The sequence below is a fragment of the Methylomonas rhizoryzae genome (genome assembly GCF_008632455.1).
Taxonomy (GTDB): domain Bacteria; phylum Pseudomonadota; class Gammaproteobacteria; order Methylococcales; family Methylomonadaceae; genus Methylomonas; species Methylomonas rhizoryzae.
Genome location: NZ_CP043929.1, coordinates 2599963 through 2616613 on the forward strand (window position 1 = coordinate 2599963; position 16651 = coordinate 2616613).

Here is a 16651-nt window from a genome sequence, read left to right on the forward strand (position 1 = left end):
GACCTCGCCGTCTTGCAGCTCCAGCTGGCTTCAATGAGGCCCCGGCTGGTGGCCGGGGAAGGCGAATGAAGGCGATAAAGCGCTGCCAGCGCTCGGTTAAGCTTCAATGAGGCCCCGGCTGGTGGCCGGGGAAGGCAGCGCGGGCTGTACGCCTTAGATGGCGTGGCCTGCAGGGGGCGTTTGCGAGGGCTGTGCCCAACCGCTGATCAAATCTAGCGGAAATGTCTGTAAAGCGCCAACAGAAGTTTCCAAGTTGCTGATTGTTAAAGAGCTGACGGGTTGCGAGACCTGCCCGGCTATTGAGCGGCACCGCAGCGCTCGCGCTATCGCGGCGAACGGTCGTAATCTTGATTTGACGACCATTGTGGCAGAGATCCATTCCCGCGAATAGCGTTGGCCTCCAGTCAGCATATTGCGACCGTTTTATGTTCATCGGCCTGACTGCTTGCCGTTCCAATTGACCATATCGGAATCGAAATCATCGATACATAGACGGTTTATCCGTTTACAATCGACGGGTGGCGATAGGAGACGGGGCGACTGTACGCCAGACCCAACCAAAACCACCGGCCGGTTTTTACAGGTTGAACCGGCCTCACTTCGACTAACGGATGACCGATGTGCCACTCGTCCCGGTAACCTCATACGATCACCGGCTGCCGTGCCACCACCTCAAAATCCTTGCCCAAACTGACCACCGACGGCTTGACGGTTTCCGCCGGGCCGATGTTGACGATCAAGATGTGGTCTTCGTTATGGTGAATGATGCCGTCCAACAGCGCAATCAATTCGGCGTGGCGCTTGCGGCTGAGCCGGCATTGGAACACCGACAGTTGCAGCCATTCGCCGTAGCCTTTCATCAACCGGAATACCCGGCGCCAGCGCTTGGGGTCGCGGATGTCGTAGGTGATGATGTAAAGATGTTCGTAGGCCGCCATCAGCGCGTGGTGAAATTGGGATATTCCGGGAGTTCGCCGAGCAAATAGCGGCCGAACAAGCGGGCCTGGATTTCGAACAGGCGCCGGTAATCGACTTTGTAACCGAACAGCGGATGGGTAATCTCCTGGCTCATGCGGCGTTCGAAGGCGGCGATGAAGCGCTTGCGGCCGCCGTCGTTCAAGTTGACGCTGCCGGCGGCGCTGACGAAATCGGTGGGACGCACCTCGCCGTTGTTGATGACTTGCAGTACGGTGGAATCGGCGATGATGGGCCGGAACGGTTCCATCAAATCCAATGCCAGCGCCGGCCGGCCATAGCGCGGCTGGTGGTAAAAGCCGCGATACGGGTCCAAGCCGACCGCGCTCAAATTCATGGTCCAGGTGCGGGTCAGCATGGCATAGGCAAACGACAGCAAGGCATTGACCGGATCGGTGGGCGGTCGCCGGTTGCGGGTGTTGAAGTCAAAACTCAGCTGCTTGCTGTCGTCCGGTTTTTTGATCAATTGATCGAAGGCGGCGAAATATTGGGCAGCCGCCCCGCCTTCTATCCCCAGCAATTGCGGCAAGTCGGTGGCGCGCAAGGCTTTGTCGGCCAGGTTTTTCAGGGCGTCCAGCAAGGGTTCCACCGGTACGTCGGAGCGCCAGTTGCGCCGCGCTAAAGTGCGGCTGTTCTGGATTTTGGCGCGCACCAGATTGCGGGCAATCGCCAGACAGGTTTTGTCGTCGAAACTGGCTTTGTACTGGGCGGTGCGCAACTCGACGTTCTTGTGGCCGGTGCCGACGGTGTGGCCGACAAACCAGCCGCCGTAACTGTGCCAACTGACCGGAATCTCGCGCTTCATCAAGTCTTGCAAACACGGCGTGGTGATGTAGACGTTGCCCATCACTACGACTTGGGAAACATCCACCAGCCGCGCGGTCTGCACCTTTTCGTCGTCGATGCTGATCTCCAGTTCCTCGCCCTTTTTGCCGATCTTGGCTTTGTAGGCCTGCACGTAAACCGGCAGCGCTTCGTCGCGCATCACCGCCAGCGGCCGGGGTTCCAAGTCGGCGTGGCGCAGATAATTGACTTCGTCCGGTAGGCAAATACCCACCAGCGAGCAACCGGAGCACTTGGGACTGTCCAGCAGCGGATCGGGAATGTGACCACCAGCCGCAATCAGGCGCAGGCCGTTGATGGCGTTTTGGGTGAGCTGCTCGAGCTCGTCGTCGAACACCACCCGCACCCGTTCCCGGCTTTGCACGAAGTACAAGGCGCCCTCCTCGCAGACGTAACCGTGTTCGCGCAACACCATGGCCTGCACGCAGAGTTGCACCCGTTCCGGGTCGTAAGCGCCGCGCGCCACGTGTGGGCGCTTGCCGCGCTTGTAATCGATCGGTGTGACGATGCCGTCCTCGGCTTCGATCAAATCCAGCTTGGCGATCAAACCCAAGCGATTGGACGATAGTGTGATCGAGCGGCCGTGCAACTTCTCGGTGTCATCCAATTCGTCGGCTTCCGGAAAACGCTTGGACGGCTTATCCACCCGGCGGTGGGCGTGGTCGCCTTCCACGGTGTCCGCCGACGCCGCCCATTCGCCTTGCACCCATTCCAGATAGGCCAAACGCGGGCAGTACTGGTATTCGTTGATCATCCGCGCCGGCAGCAACGGCATGTCGCCGGACAATTCCGGGAAGGGCAAAGGCAATTCCAGTTGGACGGGCGGGCGTTCGTTGTCAGTCATTTTGTAATACAATTTGTCATCATCAGCGTATTACCTGGAGTCCGCCATGCCTGCTATCAGCCTGCGTTTACCCGACGATGTCGAAGCCAATCTCAAAGCCGAAGCCCAACTGGAAGGCAAAAGCCAATCGGAAATCGCCCGCTTGGCGATCATCGAATACCTGGCCCGTCGCGAGCGGGAGCGGTTTATGGCGGAAATGGTGGCGGAAGTGCGCACGGCATACGCCGACCCGGAAATCCGCCGCGAAGCCTTGGCCATTGCCGAAGAATTCGATGCCGCCGACGACGCTCTGGATCGTTTGATTGCCGAAGAACGCGCCGCCGGCATCGACCCTGACGAAAAATGGTGGGAATGATGAAGCGCGGAGAAATATGGGTCGGCAATTTGAACCCGCCCCGCGGTCGCGAAATCGGCAAAGCACGACCGGTGCTGATTATCCAGACCGACGAATTGAACGAAACCATTACGCCGATGGTGGTCGTGCTGCCGTTGACCACGCAGGTTTACCCACTGTTTAAGCGTTGGCGCGTCACCCTGCCGCCGCGCGGCCGCCTGCTTAAATCCTGCCAAGTCATCACCGACCAACCCCGCGCCCTCGACAGAGACCGCTTCGGCGAAGGCCCACTCGCCACCGTCACCGCCGAGGAACTGGCGGCGGTGGAGAAGAGTTTGCGGGGGGTGATGGGGTTGTGGTGAGGGCATTACTCCGCTCCGAACAAGCCGCCGCCTTCGTGGCTGTCTTTACCGAGTAACAACGGTCCGGCGACTGCGACCGCAAAACTCAGGCTGAGCTGGGCTTTGATGCCGCCTTTGCGGCCTTGGTGGATATTCAAAATTTCCACCTTCGGTTCCGGTAAACCACGACGCAGGCATTCGTTAACCACATCGACACGTATCGCGTCGTCCGCTTGAGCCAACGTTTTTGGGCAGCGGGTGGGCCGGTAGGCTGAAATAGTTTTCCAACGCTTTGCCGAACTTAGCAGCGAATCTTCATGGTTCGCCGTGTCGTCCTGGAGTTGCAAGCTAATGATCCCCAACGCGCCGGCCCGAACAGTCATCAATCGGCTGACCACCATTTCGAAACGCTCCCGGTCGCCGTTCGAGTATTTTGCGTTACGGTCACATCCCCATGGCGCCGCCACCAGCAGGCAATCCAGCAAACCGTCGCCGTCGTTATCGTCGGCGGCCAAAAAGATATGTTGGTGATTTCCCGAACGGTCGGCGGAACCGTCCGCTTCATGGCCTGAAATCAAGCGGCTTGCCTGCCCGAATAATTGCCGATCCAAGCTCATCAAGGCTCTGCGAACGGCTTGCAGCATATCCGACCGACTTTGCAACGTAGGTCGATTGCTTGGATTGATGGCAAAGCGCATGACGGAACGGGGTGACTCGGTCGCCGGTCGCATCAGGCCCAGCCCAAGATAGCGTCCGTCACCGATGACCAACGGGCCGGTCATCGGCTCTGGAAATGCCAGTTCCAAATGATAAAGCCGGGAACGATCAAAGCGCTGGAAAGCAAAATCTTCAGCCAAGGTGCCGGTGCTATCGAAAGGTTCTCGCTGAATGCTTAGGATTTGCACCGGCGCGGTAATGCCGCAATGCCGCAAGGCTTGGCGGGCGGCGTGATGCAATTGGCCTTGTTTCAAAACCCGTTCGGCGCCGGACTGCGCAGGAAAGCTTTTACCCAGAGGCAAGACAACCGGCGTTACGGTATGCCAAACGCGGGCGGCTTTTTGTCCGCTTATGCCGTAATGCTCCAACATCTTATGATCGTTCGCTTTGACCAAAACCGGTGTATGCGGGTCGATTTCGCCGGTTTCCAGATTGACATCCAGCGGCCAGCCGGCGAATGCCCATTCCACGTCGGCCAATTGCAACGGACAATCGGCCGGCACTTCAACCAGCACCCGGCGAATATCGGGGTTGGTGCGTTGATAGCCGATCGACGGCAAAGGGATTGCCCGAATGCGCAACGCCTTGTCCGCGTCATTGGCGCCAATGCCGGCCAAGTAACGTTCGGCGTACTCCGGAAAATGTTGTTTCAAGCGATTTTTTGCCAGTTCAACCAAACGTTGGGTGAATTGAGCGGCAGCGGTCAGTGTTTGCGCGGCAACGTCGCCGTGTTGATTTTGAATATCGAACAACAACAACGACGATGGGCAGTTATAACCGGTGGGTTGAAATATCGGTAGTGGCGGTTTGTGGAATTCGCCTTTACGCAGACGTTTTAATTGACCTTGGTAACGGGTCAACAGCGAGTCCAAAGACCGACTTGGACTCGGACAATCCAGCATATTGCTGACGCCTAGCGGCGTAGGCCGGAACACGGGGCCGGCATGTTGAACAATGATTTGCTTGGCTTGATCGGCACTCAGTTGCTCCGCCCAAGCAAACGCCATATCCACGCCGCGACCCAGCTGATAGAGTCGTTCGCTCAGTTCAGCCAGAGTTTGTGCTTCATCGGCGCGTTCGGCAAAGAACCACACGTAATGCAGCGGTTGCTGGCCGTCGAACAGCCAAGGCTTGGCTAATTTGGCGTCACGTTTTTTCGCGGCCGCCGCTAAATTGCCTTGTTGCGCATCGGCACCGTTACGCGGCACGTAATAAGTCGTTAATGCCGATTGTTTGCAGGCCGGGCTCAACACCACCGGCGGCGGCAATTGCTCTAACCAGCGCAACGCCGCCGCTTCCGCGTCGGAAGCGGTGGAGCCTGTGTAAGCCGCTGCGACTAACGCTTGAAACAACCTAAATGGCGACGGCGGCCAAGTACCGTTGCCGTGATAGCGGTCATCCAGTAAACGAACGGAAATAACGAGAGCCTGTTGGTTCATGGCTCACCCCTCGGCGTCGCTATCGGCTTCTTCTTTTTTGGCGAGTAACTCCTTGGCTTTTTTGATGTTGAATTGGTAGGTTTTCCCGGGTTGCTTAACGCCAAAAGCAGTTGCCGCTTGCTGGGCATAGTCTTTAATCAGCAAGCGTTCTTGATCCGCCGACAAGCTATAAAACTGCGAAGCCCCGCGTCTAGCCACCGCCTCCCAAATGTCCGCATCGTCGGCGCAACGCAATAAACAGCCTTCGCGCAAATACAGTTCGGTTTCGGCGGTGGCGGCGACCAATGCCAAGGCCAGCAAATAGCGTTTTAGCCGCACGGTGGATTCTTCGTTGTCGCCCTTGATCGATTGCAGGGCAATCAAGTTAATCGTGACTTGGCGGGTAATGGGGCCACGGGCGATGATGCCGCCCAAACCTTTGGGGGCCGGCACATCATTAAATCCTTTTACGGAAAGTTTTACCTTTTGCTTTTTTGCTTCGTCGGTTAACGCCTTTTTTTGGTCGTCGTCCAACAACTTCCAAACACTGTTGTATTGGGCGGCTGTACTTAACACTTCCACATCCTCGGCGCGGATAATCGAGCGAATCAAGCGGGGTCGTTTGACTTGTGTACCTCTGGAATCCCAAGCGCCGAAAACCAACGAAGTCGGCGCCAGTTTTGCCAACGGCACGGCGTTATGAGTTCTCAAAAGGGTTTTAAACGCCTCGTCGATTTCCATGGCCAATTCGTCGGTAGACCTTACCACCGCATCGCCGGCCCGGTGCGCCAATTCCAAGATCGACACCTTACGTTCCGGGTCGTCCTTGTTGCCCAAATTGATGTCGATTTGCGGCACCAAATCCCGGTACTCGTCATCCATAAAAACCGGTTCGCTACGGTTGGCCTGCGAAGGCACCGAGTCGATTTGGGCCACTTTTGTGCCGTCAGACAGGGTATCGATCGAGTACCCAATATCGGCGTAGGTGGGCGGAAAAATCACGCCGCCTTCGCCGTCCACCGGTAACAGTTTTTGCTTGAGTATCAATGCCACCGGACCTTTGGGGTTGTCCGCCCATTGGTTAATAATGTCGTGGCTGAGTGCTTGGGTTTGGCTCATGGCGTATTCTCCTGAATGGCGTAACAGACGATTTTGTTTTTGCCCGACAAATCGAGCGCGAATTGATACTGGCGCTTGTGCGCCAAAGGCAGTTGCCCGCTCAACGCCGGTCGGGCCAATTGCGGCGGCAGCCAGTCGTTCCAAACGGCATAGCGATATCGGCGTAACGCCAATTCAAACGGACGGGCGTGTTGTAGTCCCCATGCCGCCAGCAATTCAACCACCGGGGAAGCGACGACTTTTTGCTCCAACTCCTTATTGCTTTTCAGATCGTTGATCGAATAACCCACGTCGAGCCCCATCCACGCACCTCTCGGATCGAAATTGAAACTGCCGCCCATGCTGCACAGCACATTGAGCGGATCGAGTAACAGTGCGTCGTGCCTCGTGTTCCAGAGAGCGACAATTTCCCGCAACATGTCGTTGGCGATCTTCTGCGCGCTACGATTACCGGCATATAGCTTGAACGTTTCATCCACGCCGCCATCCGCCCAGTGGTTAAGCAACACACTGCGCCCCGTCGAATCTTGTAGTTGGATCGGTAGTGAAGTTGCGTCAGCCTCCGGTGCGGGAAAGGTATCGGCAATCGTAAATTCGGTTATTTTGCTTGGCACCAGCCAATCTGCGGGAACAATGGCAATGGCTTTGGCATCGGCCAAAAAAGCCAGCAAGTCGGCAAACGGATTTTCCGACGTTTCCGTTCGTAACTGAAACTGCGCACCGGTGGCCGGTTGCCAATCGAAACGCGCTTCGGCATAACCCAACAAGGCTTCGGATGCCTCCAAAAAACCCATGCATGCCAACACTTGGCCGGGGTTGGTCAAATCGACCGGGATTGCGCTGATATTCATGCCTTGCCCTCCATTTCCGCTTGTTCGTCGCTGATTTGCGAGGCGCGATGATCGGCGGCGCGAAACACCGCTTCCCACCAGGCCAAACCCCAAGGCCCCCATTGCCGTTGCAGGCGGGCAAAACGCAATGCGGCTTGTTGCGCCCGTTCGGCCAATACTGAAGGCGGCGCGCCGGGATCGATTGGCGCAATCACCGGGCAAGCGTAACCGTGATGAGAGGCGATCAAATGCAGCGCTAAATCCTGTAACTCTGTTGGTAACTGGTTGATGGCCGCGTCGTTTGCCACGTCCGCCAATGAACCGAATTCATGGCGGTATCCGGCCAGCAAACGCGGATTGCCGCCGCCCAAGGTTTTAGCGTAGGGGCGGCCGTCTGCTGGAGCGTTCATCGCGATTTGCCAAAGGCCCCGCTGTTTGCCCAAGTCATGGCGACGCATGGCCGCGACGATCAACTCGACAAATTCCGCTGTGAGGTTTAAGCCTTGCGCTATCGCCGCCATTTCCTGTCCGGCCAAATCGTGATGTTTCTCTAGGCTTTGCGTGAACCGCGAAACAGCCGGATCACCCAGGCGTTGCGAATTGGCGCCGCGATAAACCTGGATTCGCCAGGTTTCCGCTGCTTCGTCTTCGGCGTCGGTTTTGGCGATAAAACGGTAAACGGTATGCCAAACAGCGTTGTCCTGTTCCGCTTCCGCATCGTTTTGGATGCGATAACCAATGGTTGTTTGCAAGTCGCTTGTCCATTGATAGTCGAGCGTCGTTAACTCTTCGCTGTCGGCAGCATCGTTCAGCAGGCCGTCTTTAAGGCCGCCTAACCAGCGTGCGATGACTGCTTGGCGATTTGTCAGCAATGCTTTCAAATCGTCGCTGCTTTGTTCCGCTAGTTGCCGGAGCATTAAGGCACCGTTACGCACCAATTCGCCGGATCGGTTAAGGATTATCAGTGCCGGTTGATCCGAATCTTGCGGTTTTTCCTGCCATAGTTTTTGTGCGCGTTTGAGCAGCGTTTTTATTGCCTCCCGAACAGGTATTTCCAACGTTTCACTCAGATGAATCGGCGCGTTTTCAAAAAAGGCTGTCACTTCAGCCGCATTCGGTAAGGCATCGTTATCGCGCCAGGGTAAGCATTCTCGCCAAGCCAGGGTGGTTTCCGGTTCATCGTTGGGTTGCCAGCCGCGCAGCCAGGGTTGAATGTCCGGGCGGGCGCAGTGTTGTTCCAACGAGGTCATCGACCAGGCATCGACCACCGGGCGGGTTAACGAAGGTCTCAAAGGTTCTTCCGAAAGTGCGCGGTTTAATTCGTCAACGGGGATGGCATTTTTTAACGCGACAATCGCGCTTGGGCTGGCATCAGCTCCCAATCGTTTTATGACGCCAAGTTGCGCCTGATAACTTTGAAACGCCTTGGTCGATTGTTGGTAAGCGGCGAGTTGCTGCGCATTGTCTTCGTGCGCTTTCGCATACTCTTTTTGCACCTTCTCGAAAGCTTTTTGGTCTTGCTTGTATTGTTTCAATACCGCTTTGTCTGAGTTTTCCGGCGGGGTTGCAGGCGGTTGCGGCTCAGCTAAACCAGGGTCAACCGGGCGCTGGATCTTGGGCATTTTCGGCGGTACGGCAATCACCTTGATTTGCGCATGCTTCTCGCCACGCCGATTCACCCGACCAAAACGCTGCACCATGCGCTCATAAGCCACCAAATCGCACACCATGTGGTCGGCATCCAAATCGATACCGACTTCGCCGGCGGAAGTGGCGACTAAAAAGGCTACGCTATTGGGCGGAGTTTGAGCTCCGGCGAGGAAGCCGTTAACCGTTAGCCACTCGACCAACGTCTGCCGCTCTTGAACCCGGCGACCACCAACCAGCAGATTGGTTTGGTGGTGGGCTTTGTCTTGCTTGATGCGTTTATCCAGTTCGTCCTTGATTTTCTGTGCGTGCTCCCGCTTGTTGCAGAAAATCAAAATCCGCTTGCCGCTGTCTTTTAGTTGCCAAGCGCTTTCGCTTAGCAGTTCGACTATCGCGTCGCCTTCGTTTTTGATTTCAAGCGTCAATTGCTTTTCGGCATTGAACCGTTTGGCAACCAGGGCATCATCGTAATCTTCCGCTTCCAAGCCAAAGGCCTGATTTTCGGTTTGCTTGCCGGTAGCCGATAGCGACAAGCATTTAAAGGGCGGAATCAGAAGCTGTTTGCCGTTGATTGGATGCAACGATTTGTCGGCGGCAATACTCTGTAGCAAAGCTTGGAACGGCCAACATAGATGGGCTTCGTCCAGCACGCAAAGACTATCCGCTCCCAGAAATCCGGCATGGTAGCGGCGCATGTTGCGCGACACGCCGTAACCTTCGAACAGCAAACGCGAGCCGATCATGTCGATGGTGCCGACGATGATCGCCGGCTTGGTCGGGTCGGCCAGCCATTGACGGTTGTCGGCGTATTGGCCGCGCAAAGTCGACACCGGCAAAGACTCTTGTTCGCTCAAGCCAAGCATTGACTTGAGTTCCGGCATTTCTTGCAAGTTTGTTTTTAGTTCCTCGGCAACTTGCGTAGCCTGGTCAACAACAACGCGTCGATCCACGACATAAACCAATCGTTTTGGTAGTGAAGGATTTTCCGCGCGCGCCAGCAACCACAGCACCATGACCGTGGTTTTACCCAGGCCGGTTGGTAAATCCAGCGTATCCGGCAAGCGGTTTTCGCAAAGTTGCTGAAATAGTCGACGTTGCCAACGCAACATCGGAAAGCCGGTGATTTCCTGAAAAAAAGCCTCGAATTTTTCGTCAATAGCCATAACTTACCTTGCTTGGTGGTTATAGGGTGGGAGCTCTGGGCTCTAACTTACAACGTCTCGGTCTCAAAACCCGATACCGAGATTTTTATTATTGAAATTTCCGCCTATGAGGCCGTGGCGCTTTCACGCCACGGAAATTTAAATAAACATGCGTAACTTGAATAATCACTATGCTTACTTCAATGAAGCCCAAGCTGCACATATCTTTAAAAGCTTGGGAAATGTGTATCGGGGTGTCCCAAAAAATTTACTTGCGCCGAACAATGATATTGATTTCTATGTCATCGCCACTGGATTTAGCGCTCAAGCTTTGTGGCTTGTTCTCCGCAATCGAATTGAGAAAATTATTTATGGCGCGAACAAAAAATTGTTGCAAAAGATGCCGCATGCATACCTCCCGAGAAAAGTGAAGTCAGGTGCACAGTAGCGGCGTAAAAACAAAAAGTCAAAAATTTTTTAAGCAAAGAGAATATTCAGAATTACTATTTAACCGCTATGAGGCCTATTTACCCACTTAAAGCAATCTACGCTAGCGCATGCCTGTTGTTGCTCATTACGGCCAACGCCGCTCGTTACCGCGCTATCAGCCGGGCAAATTCCTCGTAGACGATTTCCCGCTTGGCGATCAGCACCACGTAGAGCATGGCGGCGTCGTAGCGGTAAATGATGCGGTACTTGCCGACGCGTATTCGCAGATATTCTGGGTTGCCGACCATTTTCAGGGATTCGGGCGGTTGCGGTTCCTGCAACAACGCCAACAGTTTGATTTTGATTTGTTTGGCAATGCGCCGATCCGCTTCCGCCAGCTTGCGCAGGCTGCGCTCGGCGCTCTTGGTGAAGTCGATTTGGCGCATCAAATGCTATCCAACAAGCTCCGGCCGGCTTCGGTTCCGATATAGCCTTCTTGTTCGGCGGTTAGCGCCAGGCTGTGCAGGCATTTGTCTTCGAACTCCAGCAACTCCTGATAGCGGGAAGACGACACTAAAATGGCGAAATCTTTTTGATGTTTTTGAATTACCACCGGCTCCTGTTGAGCATTGTTCAGCAATTCGCCGAATAACTGTTTGGCTTGAGTGGCATTGACGGTTTTCATAAAAGTCTCCCGGCTAAAAAAATGATTATTTTGTTCATTTTAATCATTTGGCGGTGGCAGCGCACAAGGCTTATTGAGGATTTCGCAAAAAATAACTTCCCGAAACGACTTTTTCCGCCTAACCGTTCGTACTGAGCAAAGTAAGCGCCCTTCGGTCGCATGGCGTTAACAAGAAACAGGGAAAGGCTGCTGTTGAAAGTTTATTCTGTGGGGACCTTTCCAGCGAAGGCCGAATAAGCACGGTGTCCTGTGCCCGTTCTCTGAGTGCGGTCTGGCGACGTCGGCGAAAATGGTGAACCGAAGGTATCCCGCTGAGAGAATGAGCATGATGACGTCCCATTGCTGGAAGGGTTATTTTTAGTCTCTTGAGGAATTTGCCCATGGCTATGCGCGTCACCAAAGTATTGATATTCAGCCCCCCCAATGCGCCGGTCTTGATATTGGCAGCAGCAGTTGCATATTCTGGCCCAAGTTGAACATTCATCCTGGCGCAATCTGAACACCGATTCTGGTTTCAAGCTGAACACTTTTTTGGATTTTCCAGAATCGGTGCAAAACGGCGTGCAAAACTTTCCAGGGTAAGTAAGGCTAATGTGACAAAGTAAATTTAAACAGCCGGCTGCTGAAACGGCCGAATTCTCGGTACTATGGTTTCGCGTTGGGTGCGGATGACGATGCGCATGTCGTGTTCGCTTTGCAGGTTTAGCCAGAACCGTGGTTCCATGCCGAAAAACAAGCCCAGCCTGAGGGCGGTATCGGCAGTGATCGGGCGTTTGCCATTGACCAATTCGCTGATTCGACTGGGGGGAACGTCAATATCCGCGGCGAGCTGACGGGCGGAGATGCCCATCGGCTTCATAAAATCCTCCAGCAAGATTTCGCCGGGGTGTATTTCATCAAGTAGTTCAATCATGTTTCACCTAGTGATAGTCCACAATTTCGACCTAGTAGGCACCATCTTCTCGCCATGCAAAGCGAATCCGCCATTGTTCGTTGATACGGATGCTGTACTGCCTACTGCGATCGCCTTTTAAAGATTCGAGCCGGTTTCCGGGTGGAATGCGTAAGCTGGCCAAGTCGGTAGCGGCATGCAGCTGCAAAAGCTTGCGCCGAGCGACGCGCTCAATGTTTTTAAATTGCAGTACCAACTCGCTATTGAAAAGCGCTTGGGTATCGGAGCAAGCAAACGAATGAATCATAGCCGCAGATTATTCTGTTATTCGGAATCTGAAAATCGGAATTTTCTAAGCAGCGCTCTTGAACACGCACCGTGCTTTGCCATTTCACCGGTACAACGTCAGCATCCGCTCCGCCTGCTCGCGCACCAATTCCCGCAAAAATCCCGGCGCCACCACTTCCACCTCGGCGCCGTATTTCAAAACGTCCATCAGCAGTTCTTCGTGGCGGTTGAAGGGGATGCGCAGTTGATAGCGGCCGTCGGTTAGCCACTGGCATTGTTGTTGGCTGTGCCAGGTTTCGTCGGATACCCAGCGCCCGGCCTTGGCGGAGAAGTTGAGAACGGCGGTGTGTTCAGGCGTGCCGGCGAAGATGCCGTAGGACGAGCCGAAGTGTTGTTGCAGGGTGGCCGGGTCCAGCAGTTGCGCCGGTTCGCCGCTGGCGGTTGCCGATCTGATCCGGTCCAGCGCGAAGGTGCGCGGCTCCTGACGTTGGTGGCAATAGGCGTCCAAGTACCAGTTATCTTTGTACAAGATCAGGTTTTGCGGCGATACCGGCCGTTCGCTGGTCTGGTTGTCGCTGCGGGCGTGGTAATCAATCAACAGCCGTTGTTGTTCAAACAGGGCTTGGACCAAGGTCAGAAATAAGTCGTCGTTGCGGTTGCGGTAAGCCTGGCTGAGGATTTTGATGCGGCCCAGTTGCGGGGTTTTGACGCCCGGCGAGCGGTCCAGCAGTTTCTCCAGGTGGTCGCGGAGTTGGCCGATTTCGTTGCGAAGCGAGCCCGGCGCCAGATTGCCCAGCAGATGCTGGCAGGCGACCAGGGCTTGCAATTCCGCAGCGCTGAGCCAGATGCCGGGCAGTTCGAACGGGTGGCGCGGGTCGTCGCGATCATAGTAATAGCCGGTGCCGCGTTCGCAGAGCAGCGGCGCATTCAAACGGTCGCGCAGTTCGTCTACCAGACGTTGGCGGGTGGCTTTGGAGCAAGCCAGTTCGCGGTCTATTTCCGGACCGGGAATTGGTGTGCGGCGGTGTTTGAATAGGTTGTGGAGTTTGACGATTTTGTCGAGGTGTTGCATGCGGCTGTCCTTGCTGGAGGCGTCAAGGGCGATGGTTTGGTTAGTCGCCGAACGTCTAGTCTAGCGCCTGCGACGTTCGTCCGTAATCGAACGCGGAGAATTCTAACGTGTTATGTCGGTTTGTTGCGAGCCGGGCCATGGCAAGCAACTTTACCTGTAACTGCAGTTTCAGGTATAGACGGACAAAATCAACCAACAAAGTCGGCTTGGTTATGCTTGATTCGCAGAGAATGGGCAGGATCGGGGCAATCGGCAATTGCCGGTATCAGCCGACTGCTGCCGCCTTGTCCAAAATGGCGTGCAGGCGGATTGGGTCGCCGACGCGTATCAAACCACCGGCCGAAATACGCGCAGTCATGCCGCCGTGGCCGCGTAGCGCGTTATAGCTTCCGAATCCCAATTCCGCCGCCAGTTTGGAGCAAGGATCACAGGGACCTGTGACGTGTATCCGCACTTCGTCGCCGATCGACCATTCCAACTCGGTATCCGGAAACGGCGAACGCATCGCCAGCAAATTCAGCCCGGATACCAGCAGATTGCGGCGCAAGCGGGTGGGATGCAGATGCTCCAGGCCGCACCAGGCGGCCAGGATGGGCAGATGTTCGGCTTGAAACAAGCTGAGCTCGCGCTTGGTCGCTGGCTTGCCGCTGCGCAGATTGGCCGAACGGCGGTCGCCGAGCAAGCCGCGGCCGGGTTCGGCGACGGCTTGTTCAACCATGATTGCCGGCGCCGCGCGGCTAGGCCGCAAAATGACGGCCTCGACTCGGCCGTCCGCGGAAAATTGTTGACTGAGCTCGCGTAAGTTCATGTGGAATTAGGCTGAACGGTGGCGCTACGGTTTTGTTCGGATTCCAGGAACGTGCGCTTTGTCGGTTTTACACATGCGCCCGATTACGCTTTGCTAAAAGAAATCTACTACGCCCTATTCCGTTCCAACCCTGCGCCGTTCGGTACGACATCAGCGGTTTGAAGGACGAAGTAGACGTGTTTGAAGCAAAAGCGTTTCAAACCACTGTTTAACAACTCTCCGCCGGACATGGTCAAGCTGCGGCCCGGACATCGCGAGTCTGCTGCCGGTCGGGCAGCCAAATGGGATGGCGATGGCGCACGGCGGCTGAGTCCCCGTGCGCGATAGGAACGGCTAATACTTGAACTCACATACTAACGTGTGGGCGTTTTCCTCGTCTTTCTTCAACGTTCCTTCCTTGCACAACCGCGACTCCCCTAATTTAAAACAGTCATCGGTTCCACCCGCATCGCACCGACAAGTATGGGTTGTCGAATCGCACACGAAGGCGGTCTGGATCTCGCCGGGTTCGAATCTGGGCTGGGCACTGCGTGACTGCGCGCTAGTTTGATATCCCAGTAATAGCACTACCAGCATGCCGGAAATTAGTCCGAATTGAGCTTTCATATCTGTTCTCCAAATGATTCAGGTCTTGATCTCCTCGTATCTGCGTTGCAGAACGATCATAGAGAACTACGTGCCGTCGACCCTTTTGGATGCATACAGGCCAATCATTAGGAAAAAAGCTCGCACCGGCATCAAAGAACGAAAGACTAGCTCTGGGACAACGAGCAAAACAAAAAGATGACAGCCGATTCTGAACACAGCCGTCGGCTTCGGTTATAAAGCGCTTTCAACATCCGACCGGGCAATTAAGGATTCGTCCGGCAGGCATCTCAACGGTGCAATTCAACGTGCAAGGCGCGATATTCGTCGGTCAATTTATGCGACGGTGCGAAATGAATCAAAGGCTTGGCATCGCTGTGCGACTCTCTGACTTTTACCGACGTCGAAATTTTAGTATCCAATACCGGCAAACCTTCGGCCACCAAGTCTTCGACCAATTGGCGCGGAAGATTGGCCTGCTTTTGGTATTGATTGACCACTACGCCTTCGACGTGCAGGCCGGGATTATGATCGGCTTTGACTTCGGCTATCGAGCGCATCAAAGTGTATAAGGCCTCTCGGGCGAAGGTATCGCAATCGAAGGGAATCAGGCATTTTTCCGCTGCGATTAATGCGGACAAACTGTAAAAATTCAGGATGGGCGGCGTATCGATATAAACGCTGTCGAAGCCTTCCAAACGCTCCAAGGCTTCTCTTAGTTTGTAGATCTTATGTCTGGATTCCAAACGGCTTTGCAAGCCTTCCAAATCGGGATGTGAAGGTAATACGTACAAATTGGGAAACGGGGTTTCATGGATAGTGCCGTCCAGAGTTTCCTTGCTGCCGCCGAACAAGCCCAAACCGAGACTGTCCTTGAAAAAATGCGCAATGGTTTTTTCCGAATCAGTGACCTTGGCACCTAGCAGATACTGCGTGGAATTACCCTGCACATCCAAATCGATAACCAGGGTTTTTTTACCTTCGATGGCGCTGATGGCAGCCAAATTACAGGTAATAGTGGATTTGCCGACCCCGCCTTTCTGATTAAAAATCACCCTGCGCATAATCGCCCTCGATGTTCAAGTTATAATAATTAAAGGCCGCATTATAAGGTTAATACTTGCCATATCAACAACGTGTAAATGCGTCGCCGCCACAAGCCGGGCATTTAGGAATCATGCTGGTGGATTTAAAAGCGATTTCCTTGCCGCATGCGTCGCAGGTAAAAGTACCCGGCCCCGCCACTTCTCCGCTTTTGTAGGGGTGATATTGCCGGGCTTCCATTTCCAAGGCTGCCAGCTTGAGCTTGGTTTTATCCGCCAAACTCATAAATGCGTCCAACGCAAAATTCTCCAGCAAATCGATATCGAATTTCAGCCATTCGGACAGTGAGTCCTGCTCTTTGTTCGGAGCCGGCGCAGTGGCAGCATGCTGAATATCGCGCATCAGAAAATCGGCGATTCTATTGATTTCTTCCTGAGTATGCCCACCTATTGCGCTGGTTTTTTCTTTGGCTTTTTCCAGCGCGTCGGCAACGGAATGCAAGGTATCGTCCAATGCTTCGTAAAGGTGTTCCATCAACTGATCGTAGGCTTTTGTCAGTTTATTTTCGCCCATGGTGTCTCCCGGTGTTTTATTGACCGAACGCTTCAGATTTAAGCGTCCGTAAGGTATTCTAGCGC

General features: G+C 54.7%; 17 protein-coding genes and 1 CRISPR repeat array (1 of these 18 cut by a window edge). Of the genes, 3 read left to right on the forward strand and 14 right to left on the reverse strand.

Going from position 1 to position 16651, the window contains the following annotated elements:
- A CRISPR array of direct repeats spans positions 1 to 136; the repeat unit is 36 nt; unit sequence GCTTCAATGAGGCCCCGGCTGGTGGCCGGGGAAGGC (it extends 1933 nt beyond the left edge of the window).
- Positions 137 to 641: 505 nt separating this feature from the next.
- On the reverse strand, positions 642 to 938 hold the full coding sequence (gene cas2, locus F1E05_RS11590) for a CRISPR-associated endonuclease Cas2 (protein ID WP_150048606.1): 297 nt from the start codon (positions 936 to 938) through the stop codon (positions 642 to 644).
- Positions 938 to 2662, reverse strand: a complete 1725-nt coding sequence (cas4g/cas1g, locus tag F1E05_RS11595; RefSeq protein WP_150048608.1) for a CRISPR-associated endonuclease Cas4g/Cas1g — start codon at positions 2660 to 2662, stop codon at positions 938 to 940. The genes cas2 and cas4g/cas1g overlap by 1 nt, the downstream gene beginning before the upstream one ends.
- A 46-nt stretch (positions 2663 to 2708) precedes the next feature.
- Here cas4g/cas1g and F1E05_RS11600 point away from each other — a divergent pair, with 46 nt between their 5' ends.
- The gene (locus F1E05_RS11600) at positions 2709 to 3017 is read left to right on the forward strand and encodes a ribbon-helix-helix protein, CopG family (RefSeq protein ID WP_150048610.1); all 309 of its coding nucleotides are present in this window, start codon (positions 2709 to 2711) and stop codon (positions 3015 to 3017) included.
- Entirely contained in the window at positions 3017 to 3358 is a 342-nt protein-coding gene (locus tag F1E05_RS11605) for a type II toxin-antitoxin system PemK/MazF family toxin (RefSeq protein WP_190303116.1), read from the forward strand. Before F1E05_RS11600 ends, F1E05_RS11605 begins: the two co-directional genes overlap by 1 nt.
- A gap of 5 nt (positions 3359 to 3363) precedes the next feature.
- Here the strand turns inward: F1E05_RS11605 and csb2 are convergent, their stop codons facing one another.
- Genes csb2 through cas3g form a run of 4 tightly spaced genes read right to left on the reverse strand, consistent with a single transcriptional unit; the run spans position 3364 to position 10231 of the window.
- Complete coding sequence (gene csb2, locus F1E05_RS11610; RefSeq protein WP_150048614.1) at positions 3364 to 5493, reverse strand: type I-G CRISPR-associated protein Csb2; 2130 nt, start codon at positions 5491 to 5493, stop codon at positions 3364 to 3366.
- 3 nt (positions 5494 to 5496) lie between these two features.
- Positions 5497 to 6591 carry a type I-G CRISPR-associated RAMP protein Csb1/Cas7g gene (cas7g, locus tag F1E05_RS11615; protein WP_150048616.1) on the reverse strand — a complete coding sequence of 365 codons (1095 nt, stop codon included), beginning with the start codon at positions 6589 to 6591 and terminating at the stop codon, positions 5497 to 5499.
- A complete protein-coding gene (cas8g2, locus tag F1E05_RS11620) occupies positions 6588 to 7442 on the reverse strand; it encodes a type I-G CRISPR-associated protein Cas8g2 (RefSeq protein ID WP_190303117.1) in 855 nt (284 codons plus the stop codon). Before cas8g2 ends, cas7g begins: the two co-directional genes overlap by 4 nt.
- Positions 7439 to 10231, reverse strand: a complete 2793-nt coding sequence (gene cas3g, locus F1E05_RS11625; protein WP_150048620.1) for a type I-G CRISPR-associated helicase/endonuclease Cas3g — start codon at positions 10229 to 10231, stop codon at positions 7439 to 7441. Before cas3g ends, cas8g2 begins: the two co-directional genes overlap by 4 nt.
- A gap of 148 nt (positions 10232 to 10379) precedes the next feature.
- On the opposite strand from cas3g, the gene F1E05_RS11630 reads away from it, so the two are divergent.
- Positions 10380 to 10658 carry a hypothetical protein gene (locus F1E05_RS11630; protein WP_150048622.1) on the forward strand — a complete coding sequence of 93 codons (279 nt, stop codon included), beginning with the start codon at positions 10380 to 10382 and terminating at the stop codon, positions 10656 to 10658.
- Positions 10659 to 10803: 145 nt separating this feature from the next.
- On the opposite strand, the gene F1E05_RS11635 is transcribed toward F1E05_RS11630, so the two are convergent.
- The 8 genes from F1E05_RS11635 to F1E05_RS11670 form a co-directional block, all read right to left on the reverse strand.
- Positions 10804 to 11085, reverse strand: coding sequence for a type II toxin-antitoxin system RelE family toxin (locus tag F1E05_RS11635; RefSeq protein WP_150048623.1), 282 nt, complete (start codon positions 11083 to 11085; stop codon positions 10804 to 10806).
- The gene (locus tag F1E05_RS11640; protein ID WP_150048625.1) at positions 11085 to 11324 is read right to left on the reverse strand and encodes a type II toxin-antitoxin system Phd/YefM family antitoxin; all 240 of its coding nucleotides are present in this window, start codon (positions 11322 to 11324) and stop codon (positions 11085 to 11087) included. The genes F1E05_RS11635 and F1E05_RS11640 overlap by 1 nt, the downstream gene beginning before the upstream one ends.
- Before the next feature lie 607 nt (positions 11325 to 11931).
- Positions 11932 to 12237, reverse strand: coding sequence for a HigA family addiction module antitoxin (locus F1E05_RS11645; RefSeq protein ID WP_150048627.1), 306 nt, complete (start codon positions 12235 to 12237; stop codon positions 11932 to 11934).
- A 31-nt stretch (positions 12238 to 12268) separates the two neighbouring features.
- Positions 12269 to 12523 carry a type II toxin-antitoxin system RelE/ParE family toxin gene (locus F1E05_RS11650; RefSeq protein WP_150048629.1) on the reverse strand — a complete coding sequence of 85 codons (255 nt, stop codon included), beginning with the start codon at positions 12521 to 12523 and terminating at the stop codon, positions 12269 to 12271.
- Positions 12524 to 12607: 84 nt separating this feature from the next.
- Positions 12608 to 13576 carry a helix-turn-helix transcriptional regulator gene (locus F1E05_RS11655; RefSeq protein WP_150048631.1) on the reverse strand — a complete coding sequence of 323 codons (969 nt, stop codon included), beginning with the start codon at positions 13574 to 13576 and terminating at the stop codon, positions 12608 to 12610.
- Positions 13577 to 13841: 265 nt separating this feature from the next.
- Positions 13842 to 14384, reverse strand: coding sequence for an MOSC domain-containing protein (locus F1E05_RS11660; protein ID WP_150048633.1), 543 nt, complete (start codon positions 14382 to 14384; stop codon positions 13842 to 13844).
- A gap of 875 nt (positions 14385 to 15259) precedes the next feature.
- Positions 15260 to 16033, reverse strand: coding sequence for a ParA family protein (locus tag F1E05_RS11665; protein WP_150048635.1), 774 nt, complete (start codon positions 16031 to 16033; stop codon positions 15260 to 15262).
- A gap of 64 nt (positions 16034 to 16097) precedes the next feature.
- The gene (locus F1E05_RS11670) at positions 16098 to 16586 is read right to left on the reverse strand and encodes a zinc ribbon-containing protein (protein ID WP_150048637.1); all 489 of its coding nucleotides are present in this window, start codon (positions 16584 to 16586) and stop codon (positions 16098 to 16100) included.
- Between the last annotated feature and the right edge of the window lie 65 nt (positions 16587 to 16651).